General features: G+C 67.3%; 18 protein-coding genes. 9 read left to right on the top strand and 9 right to left on the bottom strand.

Annotated features, from left to right (window positions below; translation table 11 throughout):
• The first annotated feature begins 99 nt into the window (after window positions 1-99).
• The 4 genes from Pth03_RS23120 (at window position 100) to Pth03_RS23105 (ending at window position 2,669) form a co-directional block, all read left to right on the top strand.
• Window positions 100-513 (top strand): hypothetical protein, encoded by a 414-nt coding sequence (locus tag Pth03_RS23120; RefSeq protein WP_203946436.1) that lies wholly within the window; start codon window positions 100-102, stop codon window positions 511-513.
• A gap of 88 nt (window positions 514-601) precedes the next feature.
• The gene (locus tag Pth03_RS23115) at window positions 602-829 is read left to right on the top strand and encodes a hypothetical protein (RefSeq protein ID WP_203946435.1); all 228 of its coding nucleotides are present in this window, start codon (window positions 602-604) and stop codon (window positions 827-829) included.
• A gap of 185 nt (window positions 830-1,014) precedes the next feature.
• Window positions 1,015-1,398, top strand: a complete 384-nt coding sequence (locus tag Pth03_RS23110) for a YciI family protein (RefSeq protein ID WP_203946434.1) — start codon at window positions 1,015-1,017, stop codon at window positions 1,396-1,398.
• A 29-nt stretch (window positions 1,399-1,427) separates the two neighbouring features.
• The gene (locus Pth03_RS23105; protein ID WP_203946433.1) at window positions 1,428-2,669 is read left to right on the top strand and encodes an RNA polymerase sigma factor; all 1,242 of its coding nucleotides are present in this window, start codon (window positions 1,428-1,430) and stop codon (window positions 2,667-2,669) included.
• Window positions 2,670-2,700: 31 nt separating this feature from the next.
• Here Pth03_RS23105 and Pth03_RS23100 read toward each other — a convergent pair whose 3' ends face one another.
• Window positions 2,701-3,066: a hypothetical protein gene (locus Pth03_RS23100; protein ID WP_203946432.1), complete on the bottom strand. Its 366-nt coding sequence runs from the start codon at window positions 3,064-3,066 to the stop codon at window positions 2,701-2,703.
• Window positions 3,067-3,110: 44 nt separating this feature from the next.
• Window positions 3,111-4,553: an amidase gene (locus Pth03_RS23095; protein ID WP_203946431.1), complete on the bottom strand. Its 1,443-nt coding sequence runs from the start codon at window positions 4,551-4,553 to the stop codon at window positions 3,111-3,113.
• Window positions 4,554-4,992: 439 nt separating this feature from the next.
• Between Pth03_RS23095 and Pth03_RS23090 the strand changes: the two genes are divergently transcribed.
• Window positions 4,993-5,544 carry a GNAT family N-acetyltransferase gene (locus Pth03_RS23090; RefSeq protein WP_203946430.1) on the top strand — a complete coding sequence of 184 codons (552 nt, stop codon included), beginning with the start codon at window positions 4,993-4,995 and terminating at the stop codon, window positions 5,542-5,544.
• A gap of 67 nt (window positions 5,545-5,611) precedes the next feature.
• On the top strand, window positions 5,612-5,923 hold the full coding sequence (locus tag Pth03_RS23085) for a hypothetical protein (protein WP_203946429.1): 312 nt from the start codon (window positions 5,612-5,614) through the stop codon (window positions 5,921-5,923).
• Window positions 5,924-5,995: 72 nt separating this feature from the next.
• Here Pth03_RS23085 and Pth03_RS23080 read toward each other — a convergent pair whose 3' ends face one another.
• The 4 genes from Pth03_RS23080 to Pth03_RS23070 are packed head-to-tail and all read right to left on the bottom strand — an operon-like array spanning window position 5,996 to window position 8,428.
• Complete coding sequence (locus tag Pth03_RS23080) at window positions 5,996-6,667, bottom strand: response regulator (protein WP_203946428.1); 672 nt, start codon at window positions 6,665-6,667, stop codon at window positions 5,996-5,998.
• Window positions 6,664-7,497, bottom strand: coding sequence for a sensor histidine kinase (locus Pth03_RS23075; protein WP_239119293.1), 834 nt, complete (start codon window positions 7,495-7,497; stop codon window positions 6,664-6,666). The genes Pth03_RS23080 and Pth03_RS23075 overlap by 4 nt, the downstream gene beginning before the upstream one ends.
• Window positions 7,421-7,927, bottom strand: coding sequence for a hypothetical protein (locus Pth03_RS41670; RefSeq protein WP_239119292.1), 507 nt, complete (start codon window positions 7,925-7,927; stop codon window positions 7,421-7,423). Before Pth03_RS41670 ends, Pth03_RS23075 begins: the two co-directional genes overlap by 77 nt.
• A gap of 57 nt (window positions 7,928-7,984) precedes the next feature.
• Window positions 7,985-8,428, bottom strand: coding sequence for a hypothetical protein (locus Pth03_RS23070; protein ID WP_203946427.1), 444 nt, complete (start codon window positions 8,426-8,428; stop codon window positions 7,985-7,987).
• A 324-nt stretch (window positions 8,429-8,752) separates the two neighbouring features.
• On the opposite strand from Pth03_RS23070, the gene Pth03_RS23065 reads away from it, so the two are divergent.
• Both Pth03_RS23065 and Pth03_RS23060 read left to right on the top strand, forming a co-directional pair.
• Window positions 8,753-9,160 carry a GNAT family N-acetyltransferase gene (locus Pth03_RS23065; RefSeq protein ID WP_239119291.1) on the top strand — a complete coding sequence of 136 codons (408 nt, stop codon included), beginning with the start codon at window positions 8,753-8,755 and terminating at the stop codon, window positions 9,158-9,160.
• A gap of 130 nt (window positions 9,161-9,290) precedes the next feature.
• A complete protein-coding gene (locus Pth03_RS23060; protein ID WP_203946425.1) occupies window positions 9,291-10,061 on the top strand; it encodes an N-acetyltransferase in 771 nt (256 codons plus the stop codon).
• A 4-nt stretch (window positions 10,062-10,065) separates the two neighbouring features.
• Here Pth03_RS23060 and Pth03_RS23055 read toward each other — a convergent pair whose 3' ends face one another.
• The 3 genes from Pth03_RS23055 to Pth03_RS23050 form a co-directional block, all read right to left on the bottom strand.
• Entirely contained in the window at window positions 10,066-10,533 is a 468-nt protein-coding gene (locus Pth03_RS23055; RefSeq protein ID WP_239119290.1) for an SDR family NAD(P)-dependent oxidoreductase, read from the bottom strand.
• Between the two features lie 11 nt (window positions 10,534-10,544).
• Window positions 10,545-10,754 (bottom strand): SDR family NAD(P)-dependent oxidoreductase, encoded by a 210-nt coding sequence (locus Pth03_RS41665; protein ID WP_239119289.1) that lies wholly within the window; start codon window positions 10,752-10,754, stop codon window positions 10,545-10,547.
• 129 nt (window positions 10,755-10,883) lie between these two features.
• Window positions 10,884-11,828, bottom strand: coding sequence for an AraC family transcriptional regulator (locus tag Pth03_RS23050; RefSeq protein ID WP_275413176.1), 945 nt, complete (start codon window positions 11,826-11,828; stop codon window positions 10,884-10,886).
• 133 nt (window positions 11,829-11,961) lie between these two features.
• Between Pth03_RS23050 and Pth03_RS23045 the strand changes: the two genes are divergently transcribed.
• On the top strand, window positions 11,962-12,666 hold the full coding sequence (locus Pth03_RS23045; protein ID WP_203946423.1) for an alpha/beta hydrolase: 705 nt from the start codon (window positions 11,962-11,964) through the stop codon (window positions 12,664-12,666).
• The last annotated feature ends 11 nt before the right edge of the window (window positions 12,667-12,677 follow it).

Genomic DNA, 12,677 nt, shown 5'->3' with positions numbered 1-12,677 from the left:
GAGGGCTTCAGCGTGCCGATGGCGCCGTCCGCCCGCCCGCCTGTGACCCGCGGTTCGCCTTCTCTTGACGAGTGCAACACCGACGATCACGCTGACGCCATGCGTGTGCGCCTGATTGCCACCGTCGCTTCGCTGGCCGCCGCCATGGCCTCCGTGACGGCCTGCGGCGGCCCGAGTGCCGCCGACACCTGCGGTGAGGCATTCCGCGTGCTGGCCGAGGCGAAGATCGACCCCCAGCAGTGGGCCTTCAACCGCGGAGCCCCCCTCTCGATCCCGGACGGCAGGCAGAAGGCCGAGGCGATCGAGAAGGTCGCCGCCTTGGAGACCGATGACAAGGATCTTCAGACCAGTTTCGCCAACCTCAAGAGCGGCGCCCAGAGCTACCGGGAAGAGCTGGACAAATTGGCGGCCGACCCGAGCCGGGAGCCGAACGTCCAGCTCGCAGGCGCGGCGGTCGGAATGTTCATGATCGGGCTCGGCCAACGATGCGACAAGAAGGGCTTCCGCCCCTGAACGATGCGGCCACACGACCGCGCCGAGGGTCTCTAAGGTGGCCCGGTCGGCTTAGGTCTTGTTTGTCCGCATCTCGGAAGGGCGTTCGATGGCGCTCGGGCGGCAACGGGGTCGTAAGGCCCGCAGATACGTGATGGGCTGGAGCCTTTTCAGCACCGGAGGGTTCCTGTGGAATCTGCTCGGCGACTACTTGATCAGTGGCCGTCAAGAACTGACTCTGGTGCAGATCGCCGGTCGCGCCGCCGGGGCTGGGGTCGTCTGGGCTCTCGGCGTCACGTTGATCGTGTGGGCCGCCCGTAGAGCCGGGGACGGATGACCGTCAGGCTCTTGCCCTGCCGTACCGACTGATCACCGTGTCGGGTGCCCTGCCCGCGCCTTCCGGTCACGCCTCGGTTCGACGAATGCAGGCGATGTCGAAACGGCTGCTTGCTTATTCGACGTCCAGGTGAAGAAGCCGCTCGACAGAATGATCAGGCGGCAATCGCCCAAGGAGGAGACGTCATGAAGGTCATGGTTGCGATCAAGGTCGACGGCGCGGACGAGGACAAGATCGCTCCGACGCCGGAGATGATGGCGGCGATGGGGGCCTACAACGAGAAGCTGGTGAAGGCGGGCATCCTGCTCGACGGCGGGGGTCTCAAGCCGAGCTCCGCAGGGGCGCAGGTCGTCTTCGAGGGCGGAACCACATCGGTCGTCGACGGGCCGTTCACCGAGTCCAAGGAGATCATCGCCGGCTACTGGGTCTGGCAGGTCAGCTCCCTGGAGGAGGCCGTCGAGTGGGCCCGGCAGTGCCCGAGCGACCCTGCCGGCGGGCGGCAGGAGGTCCTGGAGGTGCGCCCGTACTACGAGGAGGAGGACTTCGAGAACCTGGGTGCGCAGGCCTGAGAATCCCCGGAGTCTGAGGAGGGGTCCCGATGGACGCGCGGCGCACGGTCGAAGCGGTGTGGCGGATCGAGTCCGCGCGCCTGGTGGCTTTCCTGGCCCGGGTGATCCAGGATGTCGGGCTCGCCGAGGAGATCGCGCAGGAAACTTTCGTGTGCGCCCTGGAACAGTGGCCGCAGCAAGGCGTCCCGAACAACCCCGGCGCGTGGCTGACCACCACGGCCAAGCGCCGGGCGATCGATCTGATCCGGCGCGAGCATGTACGGGACCAGAAGTACGCCCAGTTCGCCGCCGACCTCCAGGCACCGGGGCCGGAGGGCGGCGGCACGGACGCGGAGCTGTTGTCGCTGATCTTCGTCGCCTGCCACCCGGTTCTGTCCCGTGAGTCACGCGCGGCGCTGGCGCTGCGCCTGGTCGGCGGGCTCGGCACCGAGGAGATCGCCCGTGCGTTCCTGGTGCCCGCCGCCACCATGGGGCAGCGGATCACTCGGGCCAAGCGCACATTGGCCGAGGCGCAGGTGCCGTTCGAGGTGCCCGGCGACGAGGAGCTGCCCACCCGACTGTCCGCGGTGCTGGAGGTCGTCTACCTCGTCTTCAACGAGGGTTACTCGGGCACGTCGAGCGATGACTGGATCCGCCGGGAGCTCGCGGAGGACGCCATGCGCCTCGGCCGCATCCTGGCCGGCCTGATGCCCCGAGAGCCAGAGGTGCACGGGCTCGTGGCGCTGATGGAGTTGCAGGCGTCCCGCTTCCGTGCACGCACCGGCCCCAACGGCGAACCCGTCCTGCTTCAGGACCAGGACCGATCCCGCTGGGACCGCACGCTGGTGACGCATGGGCTGGCCTCCCTCGCGCGTGCCAAATCAACAGGCAGGCCGCTGGGGCCGTACACCGTGCAGGCGGCCATCGCCGCCTGCCACACGCGCGCCCAACGGTTCGAGGACACCGACTGGGAGGCGATCGTCGCGTTGTACGACGCCCTCGCCCAGCTCGCGCCCTCACCCATCGTGGAGCTCAACCGCGCGGTCGCGCTGCTTCACGCGGACGGCCCCCAGGCGGCGCTGGAGGCGCTCGACGCCATCCGCGACGATCCCCGGATGGCCCGCTACCACCTGCTCGGAGCCGTACGCGGCGACGTCCTGCTGCGTCTGGGCCGGCACATCGAGGCGGCCGAAGAGCTGGAACGGGCCGCCGGACTGGCGCCGACAACACGTGAACGCACGCTTCTCATGGAGCGAGCGGCAGCCGCGACCGCGACGTCCCCGGCCGGGTGAACGCGGACGCCCGCCGGTCCTCAGGCGGTGCTCAGGCCAACGCCAGGAGCACCGCGAACGGGACAGGAATGAGCACAGCCGTGCCAAGCCATGCCGCGAGCCTCCGTCCGCGCCCGAACGGGAGGGCCACGTCGATCACGACCACCAGTGCCAAGGTGAACAGGCCGGTCACCACCAGGAGAAACATCACAATAGACGCGTGGTCGAGGGTCGTGTAGTTGCAGTTGGTGAGACCCGGCTTGGCAAGGTCTTCCACGCTTCTGCAGTCCATCGGCATGTACTCGGCCAGCAGCCACCGCCCCAGATAGAGCGGCACTATCGCGGGCACACCGAGTGCGAGGTTCACCAGAGCGGGGCCCGCAAGGCCACCCCTTGCTCGTCCTTTGCTCGTTCCCACGCGTTCGTGCTCCTGTCGGCCTTCTCGCTAGGAGGACTGGTTCCTCATGGCGAGCATCCCGGAACCGGAGTGCCACCCGCCAGGGAGAACCGGGGGCTCCGCTCCTTCCAGGGCATGGCCAGTTCCAGCTGAGCGGCGATCCGGAACAGCACATCTTCCCGACCGTACGAGGCGATGATCTGCACCCCGATCGGCAGACCGCCCTCACTTCTGCCCAGCGGCAGACTGATGGCGGGCTGGCCGGAGATGTTGAACACCATGGTGAACGGGCCATAGTCGAAGATCGACTGCAGCCAGCTCGTCACGGTGTGGGAGGGATCGTCGTAGCGCAGGGTGCCATGAGGAGCCGGGAGCCGACCCAAGGTCGGGGTGATGAGCAGGTCGTACTCGGTGAAGAACGCGCCCACCGACCGGGTCAGCCGATTCTGCGCGCCGAAGGCGGCCATCATGTCCAGCGCGCTGTAGTCCGCGGCAACCCGCAAGAGTTGCCTCGATACGGCTTCCAGCCTCGCCGGGTCCGGTTGCCTGGGGGCCATGAGCAGCGGAGACGCGAGCGCGACCGCTTCGGCCACCGCGCATCGCATGACGGCGTCCCAATCGATGATCGGGCTCGCGTCGGCGATGGTGTGGCCCATCTGCTCCAACACACGGCCGGCCTGGACCGCCGCCGTGGCCGCCTCGCCGTCCACCACTGCGCCCGACCAGGCCTGGGTGGTCACGGCCACTCGCAGGGAGCCAGGATCGGCCCCCACGTCGTCGGCATACCTGCCGCGCGGGGGCGGCGCGGTGTACTTGTCGCCGACACCAGGCCCCTGGACGGCGTCCAGGAGGTGGGCGGCGTCGCGGACGGTGCGCGTCAGCGCGAACTCGGACGCCATGCCGAGCATCGGTTCCCCCTGATCAGGTCCGCATGGGACGCGGCCTCGGCTCGGCTTGAGCCCGACGAGCCCGCAGCAGGAAGCCGGGACCCGGATGGACCCGGCTCCGTCGCTGCCATGTGCGACGGGCACGGCGCCGGCGGCGACGAGAGCGGCGGCGCCGCCGCTCGACCCGCCCACACCCCGATCCAGATCCCATGGGTTGCGGGTCGGTCCGTACTTGAGCGATTCGGTCGAGAAGCTGATCGCCATCTCCGGCACGGTGGTCAGACCAAGAGTCACCAGGCCCGCTGCGCGGAAGCGCGCCATCAGATCGCTGTCGTGCTGGGGGACGATGCCCGGCAGGCTTCGGCTCCCAAGGAAGAACGGGACCTCCTTCGCCACCGGCCCATGGTCCTTGATCAGGAAAGGTACCCCGGTGAACGGCCCGTCGTCGGCGTGGTCGAGTGCCGGCGAGAACACCGGCAACGCCAGGCCGTTGAGCTTCGCGTCGGTCACGGCCAAGGCCTGCCGAGCGACGCGCTCGACTTCGTCGGCGGTGACCTCGCCCGCCCTGATCAGGTCACGAAGTCCGACGGCGTCGTACCGCGCATACTCGTGGAATTGCATGTCGAAGTCCTGTTCTCGGCGTCCTCGACGCCTGCACATCGATCACAGCCGGATCCGGCGGCGGATCCTTGTCGTCCAGATGGGTGGGCAGCGCGCAGTTATGCCGGGGCGCTGCCGACGACGTACAGCCTTAAATAGGGCGATGGTCTCCACGCCGGGCCTGTAGCTCCGGGGGCCATCCCCTGCTGGTGATCGATGTGTTACTACGCTCGGGACATCAAGACCCATGCTGGCGCAGCGTTCCCCCCGCCGTCGACTGAATTAGGCGCCCGTGACTCGGCGGGACTGCTGCTTCCCGACTGGCCTGCCGTACGGCTCTGTCTGCCTTGGATAGTGGGCGGCGATGCGGGGATAAAGACCTTGCCGTAGATGATTTGACCCCGTGTATGGTCATGCGGCAAGAGCGTCACGAGGCCCGTTTGCCCCTTGAGGAGTACGTGTGACCACCTTCGACATTCCCGTTCGGCTGGAGACCGGGCGCCTTGTATTACGGCCACATGGGCTAGCCGATTACGACCAGGTAGCCACGCTCGTCATGAATGGTGATGCGTCTACCGCCCTTCCACCGGGCCGTCCTTCTGCCGTTGAGGAAATCAAGGAGTGGCTGACCGACGGCGTTCACGGTTTGCGGCGCTCCGGCAAAGGCGTGCACCTGGCGATCTTCACAAAGGACGGCGAACTGGTCGGCGGGATCAACCTGCATGGGACTGATTGGGAAACGGGGATCACTGAAGTGGGCTACGGAGTGTCTCCGAAGTTTCGTGGACAGGGCATCGCACCTGAGGCGGTTCGCGCGGTCACGCGCTGGGGCTTCTCTCTCGGTCTCCATCGGGTGGAAATACGCACCACTCCGGAGAACGAGGCGTCACAGCGTGTGGCGGCCAAGGCCGGATTCACCTATGAAGGCAGGTTGCGCCAGGCACAGCGCGAAGATGACGAGCTGCACGACCTCTTGGTATTCAGTTTCCTCGCTGACGAAGCCGCTGATTAATCCAGGCCCGTGACGTCCACGACGCCGGCGCGGCATACCGACTCCCGCCGATTAAGGAAGATGACCGGTGTTTGAGCACGTCCATGGACTCTCTCCCGACCGCCGCGAGCGGCTCACCGCCGTCTTCGAAGAGTGTCAGTCGCTTTTGGCGCGTAGTGAAGACATGGAGTCGATTCAGCAGCTATTGCGCGACCGCGACGTCTCAGTACTGGAGTCGATCCTTCTCACCTTCGAACTTCTCCGTCCCGGAGGGGGCTCTCTTGGAGACGCAAAGGAGACCGTCCTCTTCAGCGCCGCACGAACCGGCGCCCTACGCGAACACGAAACACTCTTGGACTCCTACGAGGAGATCGACTCAAACAGGACCGACCACCACTAGGTCATTCCCCCTCAACGTCGCCCAGCAGGCTGTCGTCAGTCCGAAGACGGAAGCCGCGCGCGGGCGGCGGAATCACCTTTGTTTCGGGATGAGCAGTCCGCGGTTGAATGCCTCGGTGACGGCGGCGGCGCGGTCGCTTACGCCGAGTTTTGTATAGATGTTCAGCATGTGGGATTTGATGGTGGCTTCGGTGATGAACAGTTTGGTCGCCGCTTCCCGGTTGGTGGCCCCGGCGGCTACCAATTGGAGGACTTCGAGTTCTCGTTGGCTGAGCGGCCCGGGGGTGGAGTTGGGCGTTCGCGGGGTGGAGGACCGTACTCGGCTCATGAGTAGGGCCGCCGCTGAGGGGGCCAGGACTGCTTCGCCTCGTGCCGTGGCTTGGACCGCGCGGAGGAGTTCGTCGCGGGGGGCGTCTTTGAGCAGGTAGCCGGTGGCGCCGGCTTCGATCGCGGGCAGTACGTGGCTGTCGGTGTCGTAGGTGGTCAGCACCAGGACGCGTGCGTTGCTTCCGCGTTCGGCGAGTTCTTTGGTCGCGCTTACTCCGTCCATGCCGGGCATGCGCAGGTCCATGAGTATGACGTCTGGTTGGAGGGTTTCGGCGAGGCGGACCGCTTCGGCTCCGTCGGCGGCCTGGCCGATCACTTCGAATTCTGGTTCGCGTGCGAACATGCTGCTCAGGCCGTCTCTGACTACGGGGTGGTCGTCGACGATCAGCAGTTTGATCGTGGTGGTGGGGCGGCTCATGCGGGGACCTCCGCCGGTTCGGCTGGGACGCAGGCGGAGATTCCGGTGCCTGCGCCCGGTTCGGATTCGACCTGCAGGGTTCCCGATAGGCCTTCGATGCGTTGCCGCATCGCGATCAGGCCGAACCCGCCGCGGTCTTCAGACGGATCGTTGGTGACGTTGTCGTGGATCCTGGCCGGGTCGAAACCGGTGCCGTCGTCGCGTACGTCGAGGGCGACCTGGTGTTCCATGTAGGACAGTGTCACGCCGACTCTGGTCGCCCGTGCGTGTTTGGCCACGTTGGTCAACGCTTCCTGTGCTGTTCGGAGAAGGGCGACTTCCACTTCTGGTCGCATCGGTCGTGCTGCGCCGGTCGTGGTGACCTGGACCGGGACTTCGTGGAGTGATGACCAGCGTTCGGCCACGTTCACCAGCGCTTCGCTCAGCCGCGCGGTTTGCAGGGGTTCCGGACGGAGTGCGTGCACCGATCGTCGTGCTTCCGTAAGGCTTTCTTTGGCCAGGGTGGTTGCGGCTTCGATGTGTCTGCGCCATGCCGCGGGGTCGTCGGCGGCGTGTTCGGCTGCGTGGAGTTGGGTGATGATGCCGGTGAGCCCCTGTGCCAGGGTGTCGTGGATCTCCCGTGCCATTCGCTCACGCTCATCGTGCACACCGGCCTCGCGCGCCTGGGCCAGTAGTTGCTCGTGCAGGGCCGCGTTTTCCGCCAGGGTCGCTTCCAGCCTGCGGTTCGCCTCACGTGTCTCTTCGAGCGCGCGATTACGCTCGTCGTTCTGCTGGGCACTGCGCCGGGCGAACCAGGCGAAACCGACCATGGGAATCACGTTCGCGGCCACGACGGCGGCATACGTGAGCACGCCGAAGAGGGTCGTCTTCTCCACTCCGTACGCCTGCGCCGTGCCCGACACGATCGCCACCGCGGCGACGCCGACAGGCTGCCACGGCCAGCGCAGGACCCTGAACGCGTAGATGTATCCGGCGGCCGTGAAGAACCCCGAACCACGGGTCCCTGATCACCAGGATCGCCATGATCGCGATCAGCACGGTGAAGAACACCGCCATGACCGGCACGCGCTCCCGCCAGGCGGGGTGCAGCGTGAAGACCCACAACATCCACGCCGCGGCCAGCGCACACAGAGCCAGATCGATGAACAGGGACGCGCCCGCCGATCGCTTGCCGACCACCGTGACGACGATCAGGATGGCCAGCAGCACGTACGGAACGACGGCTACCGCGACGAACCGGCGCGGTCCCGGACTACTCATGCGAGCCTTCCTCCGTTGCCCTCTTCCCGCCGGACAATTTAGCCATATCAGGGCGTTCTACCTGGTGGCGAACAACGAGCGCAGGTGCTTGCCGTTCGCGATCACGACGACGCCCGCGAGGAGCAGCCCGCAGACGCTCTGCTCGATCCTCATCCACGCCGGCAGGAGTCCGGGGAGCACGACGAGGGCCGCGATGGACACGACCATGACGCCCGAGGCGATCCGTAAGCGCAGGTATGCCCGGCGGCGGCCACGGGTGGTGCCGGCAACGAAGGAGAGCATCAGCAGGGAGGTGAGCGCGACGATGCCGCCGCGTACCCAGGCCGTGTCGTTGACCAGTCCGGGGTTGTGGCGCAGCAGGTAGACGGCCACCAAAGTGAGCACGCTGAGGGCGACGTAGCCGCTGACGGCGAGCTTCATCGTGCGGAACGCCGTCCGGCTGCGCGGGTGGTTCAGGGCGTCGTCGGAGATCGTGGCGGGAGCTGCGGGGCGGGTGTTCATGATGAGCCCTTTCCGTTGTCTGGACGGGCTTCAGCGTCGCAATATCACCGCAGGCTGCGCATCGACCGAACTCATGAGGCCATGGCTGAATCGGGCGGACCAACCGGACGGCTGAGCCGATCCACCGATCGGCTGATCCCCCGCCCAGTGCGGTCCATAAACGATCTCGCTGCGTGCGTGTGCACAGCACGTCGCTGGGATACTTCGGCCATGAATACGAGCGCGAGGGCGGACGGTATACAGCCAGGTCAGGCGACGTCCAGGAGCGAGCCGAGCCATCTCACGGAATGGGCTCTGCGTTCCGCAGAGCCGCCGGATGTCGAAATGATCGCGGAACTGCGGGCGACGGTGTTACGTCCGGACCTGGAGCGGTTGGGGCGGTTCGATGAGCATCGGGTCCGGCAGCGACTGCGGGATTCCTTCTCCCCACAGCACACGTCGGTCATCGTGGCAGACGGCGCCTTCGCGGGCTCCGTCACCGTACGCCCGGCGGAGGACGGGCGGTTGCTGGAGCATTTCTATCTCGCTCCGGGCCTCCAGGGCCGAGGGCTCGGAACGGCTGTGCTGCGGACATTGCTGAAGCGGATCGATGCCGACGGCGTGCTCGTCCGCCTGAACGTCCTGCAGGGCAGTGCCGCCCGGCGGCTGTACGAGCGCCACGGGTTCACCGTTGAGTCTCAGGACCCGATCGACGTCTACATGGTGCGGCTGCCCGGCGCCGGTCGTTCATGACCGCTCGATTCCCAGTAGCGGTAAGGGCTTGTGACCTTCGGCTTCCAGCGCGATGCTAAAGATCGAGAACCGCGATCAGCCGGGCGAAAACGCTTTGATGGAGGCAAGGCCTCATTGCGAAGATCCAGCCATGGATCTGCAGATCACCACGCTGGCTGAGCGTCCCGAACTCGAGGCGCAGCTGTTGAGCATGCCCGACAGCTGGCCGGTCTTCATGAAGCAGGATCCGGCAGCCAACCTGTTCTATCCGGTGGCGGGCACCCAGTACGCGGAGTTCACGCTGGTCGCCGTGGATCGCGACGCTCCTGAGGACCTCGTGGCGCGCGCCTTCTCGGTGCCCTTCGTGCTCGGAGGCGACGAGCTCCCCGACGACGGCTGGGACGGCGTGCTCTGGCGCGCCACGGCGATGCGGCGACGCGGCGAATCCCCCGACGCGATCTCGGCGCTGGAGATCACGATCAGGCCCGACATGCTGGGTAAGGGCTTGTCCGCCGTCATGCTCGGCGCTCTGCGCACCCAGGCCGCCCGGCTCGGCTTCGGCGAACTACTCGCCCCCGTACGCCCCAACGGCAAGCACCTTCAGCCCCGCACACCGATGGCCGACTACGCCGCACTCCGCCGAGAGGACGGCCTGCCAGCCGACCCCTGGTTGCGCGTGCACGCTCGGGCCGGCGGGGTGATCGACAAGATCGCCTCGCGATCCATGGTGGTGGCGGGCACCCTTGAGGAGTGGCGAGGCTGGACCGGCCTTCCATTCCACGGGACGGGTGACGTGGAGGTTCCGGGGGCGCTGGTGCCCGTCCACTGCGACGCGGACCACGGCCACGCGGTGTACGTCGAACCCAACGTCTGGGTGCGCCACTCGCTCCGTCAGCCCGTCGAGTCACACGCTGGTCGATAAAAGGTCAGCGCGGCGACGGCAGTACGGACAATTCTGAGGTGTAGGCGTCGGCGGGTGCGCTCAGCACCCAGACGATCATTGCAGCGAGCGTCTGGGGCCGGATGCACAGCTCGGGATCGTGCGGGCGGCCGAAGGCGGTTCTGACCTCGCCCAGCAGGTCGGTCGCCGTCGCGCCGGGATAGACCGTGGTAACGCGTACGCCGAAGGCCCCCTCTTCCTCGCGTAGCGAATCGGCCAGCTCGCGCAGCGCCGCCTTACTGGCCGCGAAGGCCGACCAGCGGGGGACCCCGGTCGTTCTGGGGGCGGCGTTGACGAAGATCACGTGACCCTGGGAGCGCCGCAGGGCGGGCAACGTCAACCGTGTCAGTTCGGCGGCGGAGGCCACATTCACCGCCAGCGTCCGTTGCCACGTTTCGGGGTCGGCATCGGCGACGGCTGCGACAGGGGAGATCCCCGCGCAATGCACCAGCACTTGCAGATCCTCTAACGCCCCCGCATTCTCCAGGCTCCCACCGCACCGGCCAGCGTCCCCGGCTCGGCGAGATCCACCTCGATCCCCTGCACGTTCAGCCGCTTGACGTCACGCCCCACGGCGGTCACCCGATGCCCGGCCTCTACCAGCGCGCCGACCAGCGCCACCCCAATCCCTCCGGTGGCTCCGGTCACCAGCACGTGTCCCGTGGCGGCTCCCATCCTCGGCGCTGCAGCGTGATCATCGTATGCACCGCAGCCTGACCACGTGCCCGAGCCTGAGCCCGGTGGCTCCCAGGCGAAGCAAAGGACACGGCCGTTGTTCGGGGACACGGCCATGAAAGCGACGTATTACGACGCCTGGCCCAGTTCGATGCGGCGGACCGGGGGGTGGAGGCGGTATTCGCTTGGGGAAAGGCCGTAAACGCGTTTGAAAGCGACGCTGAAGGCGCTTTCGGTGCCGTAGCCCACGCTCGCCGCGATGACCGCGACCGTGTGGTCGGTCCCGCGCAGCGCACGGGCCGCTGTGTGCATCCGTACGCGAAGGAGGTAGTCCACTGGGGGTAGACCGACGGTAGTCCGAAACTTGAGCGAGAACGTGGAGCGGGACATGCGGGCGATCCCGGCCAGCTCGGCGACCGACCAGGGCTGCGTGATATCAGCGTGCAGGGCCCGCAGCGCGGCACCGAGCTGCGGGTGCAACGACGCCGCCAGCAATCCCCCGGACCCCTCGGCCCTCCCGGTGTACTCGCGCAGCGCTTGCAGCAGCAGCATGTGGGCGAGTCGGTTCATCATCGCCGGCTGACCCAGCCACTCGCCCTGTGACTCGTGCGCCAGCAGGCAGAGAGTGGTGCGCAGAACCGGGGCCCGCTCGACGGCGGCGGGCACGTGGATGAGCGGCGGCAGCACATCGAACAGCAGCGGCGCGGGGTCCGGGTCGAAGACGAAACCGGCTCCGGTGATGGTGGTGTCCCAGCCTTCGCCGACCTGCGCCACCTTTCGCGGCGCGCCGTCCGGGGTCCGGTAGACCGGATACGCGGGGACGGGATCGGCGTCAAGGTCGCTGGCCAGCCGGTAGCGTCGCCGACCGACCACCACGTAGCAGTCCCCCTGCTCGACGCGCAGGGGCTCGTCCCGGCCCTCGACGAGGACCCAGCACCCGCCCGTGACGACCTTCTCGATCCGCAGGTCAAGCCGGCCGTCGAACGCGAGCGCCCACTGTCCGCCGGCCTGCAGTGGTGTGGTGGACAGCGAGCCCACATTCAGTAGCGAAAGGACATGCTCCAGCGGCTCCACAGCTCCCCCGGACGATCGCGAAAGGACGACGGACGTTGACGGATGGACCCGCGCCAGACGCCATTCATAGCCTAATGACCTGCAGCGACTGTCTGGTCGCGGCGCCAAATGACCTAGCACGGGGGGAAGATCAATGACTGAGGTCGAGCGACGCGGTGCTCTGATGCTTGTGCACGGCGGCTGGCATGGGTCGTGGTGCTGGGAGCACCTGATTCCGGAGTTGGACGAGGGCTGGACAGTCTCGACGGTCGACCTGCCGAGCGTGAACGGGGATCCCAACGTCAGCATGTACGACGACGCGCAGGCGATCCGTGACCACTTGGACGGCATCGACGGCCCGGTCACCGTGCTCGCTCACTCGTACGCCGGCATACCTGTGAGCGAAATCGCCGGCACCGCCCCCAACGTCACGCGGCTCATCTACCTCGCGGCACACATGCTGGAGGTGGGCGAGTCGGCGGCCTCGGCGCTGCCGGGCGAGCCGTCGGACCCGCCGGAGCCGCCGGACCTCTGGCCGGTCTTCGGAAACGCACGGGAGGTCTTCTACTTTGATGTGCGGGCAGACTGGGCCGACGAGGCGGTGACCCGGCTGCAGCCGCAGAGCCGCCGCGTGCTCTACGACAGGCAGACGCGCGCGGCGTGGCAGACGATTCCTTCTGCTCTGGTTTTGTGTGACGAGGACCAGGTCATCCCCGAGTTCTTCCAGAAGCAGGGGGAGGGCGTCGCCAACCTGGTCCGGCACCTGCCGGGCGGCCACTCTCCCTTCTTGTCCCGGCCGCGTGAGCTCGCCGATCTCATCAACGAGATCGCGCAGGATCTCCCCGGCCGCACCGGCTGAGCGCGTCCAGG

Origin of the sequence: Planotetraspora thailandica (genome assembly GCF_016863335.1) — a bacterium.
Taxonomy (GTDB): domain Bacteria; phylum Actinomycetota; class Actinomycetes; order Streptosporangiales; family Streptosporangiaceae; genus Planotetraspora; species Planotetraspora thailandica.
Note: the sequence above shows the minus strand (reverse complement) of the source record. Positions and strands in the feature narration are given on the sequence as shown.

Excerpts from the sequence above, each read along its gene's own strand:
- Pth03_RS41665 (WP_239119289.1), bottom strand. The coding sequence starts at position 10,754 with ATGGGAGCCGCCACGGGACACGTGCTGGTGACCGGAGCCACCGGAGGG.
- Pth03_RS23105 (WP_203946433.1), top strand. The coding sequence starts at position 1,428 with ATGGACGCGCGGCGCACGGTCGAAGCGGTGTGGCGGATCGAGTCCGCG.
- Pth03_RS23080 (WP_203946428.1), bottom strand. The coding sequence starts at position 6,667 with ATGAGCCGCCCCACCACCACGATCAAACTGCTGATCGTCGACGACCAC.
- Pth03_RS23060 (WP_203946425.1), top strand. The coding sequence starts at position 9,291 with ATGGATCTGCAGATCACCACGCTGGCTGAGCGTCCCGAACTCGAGGCG.
- Pth03_RS23070 (WP_203946427.1), bottom strand. The coding sequence starts at position 8,428 with ATGAACACCCGCCCCGCAGCTCCCGCCACGATCTCCGACGACGCCCTG.
- Pth03_RS23065 (WP_239119291.1), top strand. The coding sequence starts at position 8,753 with ATGATCGCGGAACTGCGGGCGACGGTGTTACGTCCGGACCTGGAGCGG.
- Pth03_RS41670 (WP_239119292.1), bottom strand. The coding sequence starts at position 7,927 with ATGAGTAGTCCGGGACCGCGCCGGTTCGTCGCGGTAGCCGTCGTTCCG.
- Pth03_RS23120 (WP_203946436.1), top strand. The coding sequence starts at position 100 with ATGCGTGTGCGCCTGATTGCCACCGTCGCTTCGCTGGCCGCCGCCATG.
- Pth03_RS23110 (WP_203946434.1), top strand. The coding sequence starts at position 1,015 with ATGAAGGTCATGGTTGCGATCAAGGTCGACGGCGCGGACGAGGACAAG.
- Pth03_RS23095 (WP_203946431.1), bottom strand. The coding sequence starts at position 4,553 with ATGCAATTCCACGAGTATGCGCGGTACGACGCCGTCGGACTTCGTGAC.
- Pth03_RS23115 (WP_203946435.1), top strand. The coding sequence starts at position 602 with ATGGCGCTCGGGCGGCAACGGGGTCGTAAGGCCCGCAGATACGTGATG.
- Pth03_RS23045 (WP_203946423.1), top strand. The coding sequence starts at position 11,962 with ATGACTGAGGTCGAGCGACGCGGTGCTCTGATGCTTGTGCACGGCGGC.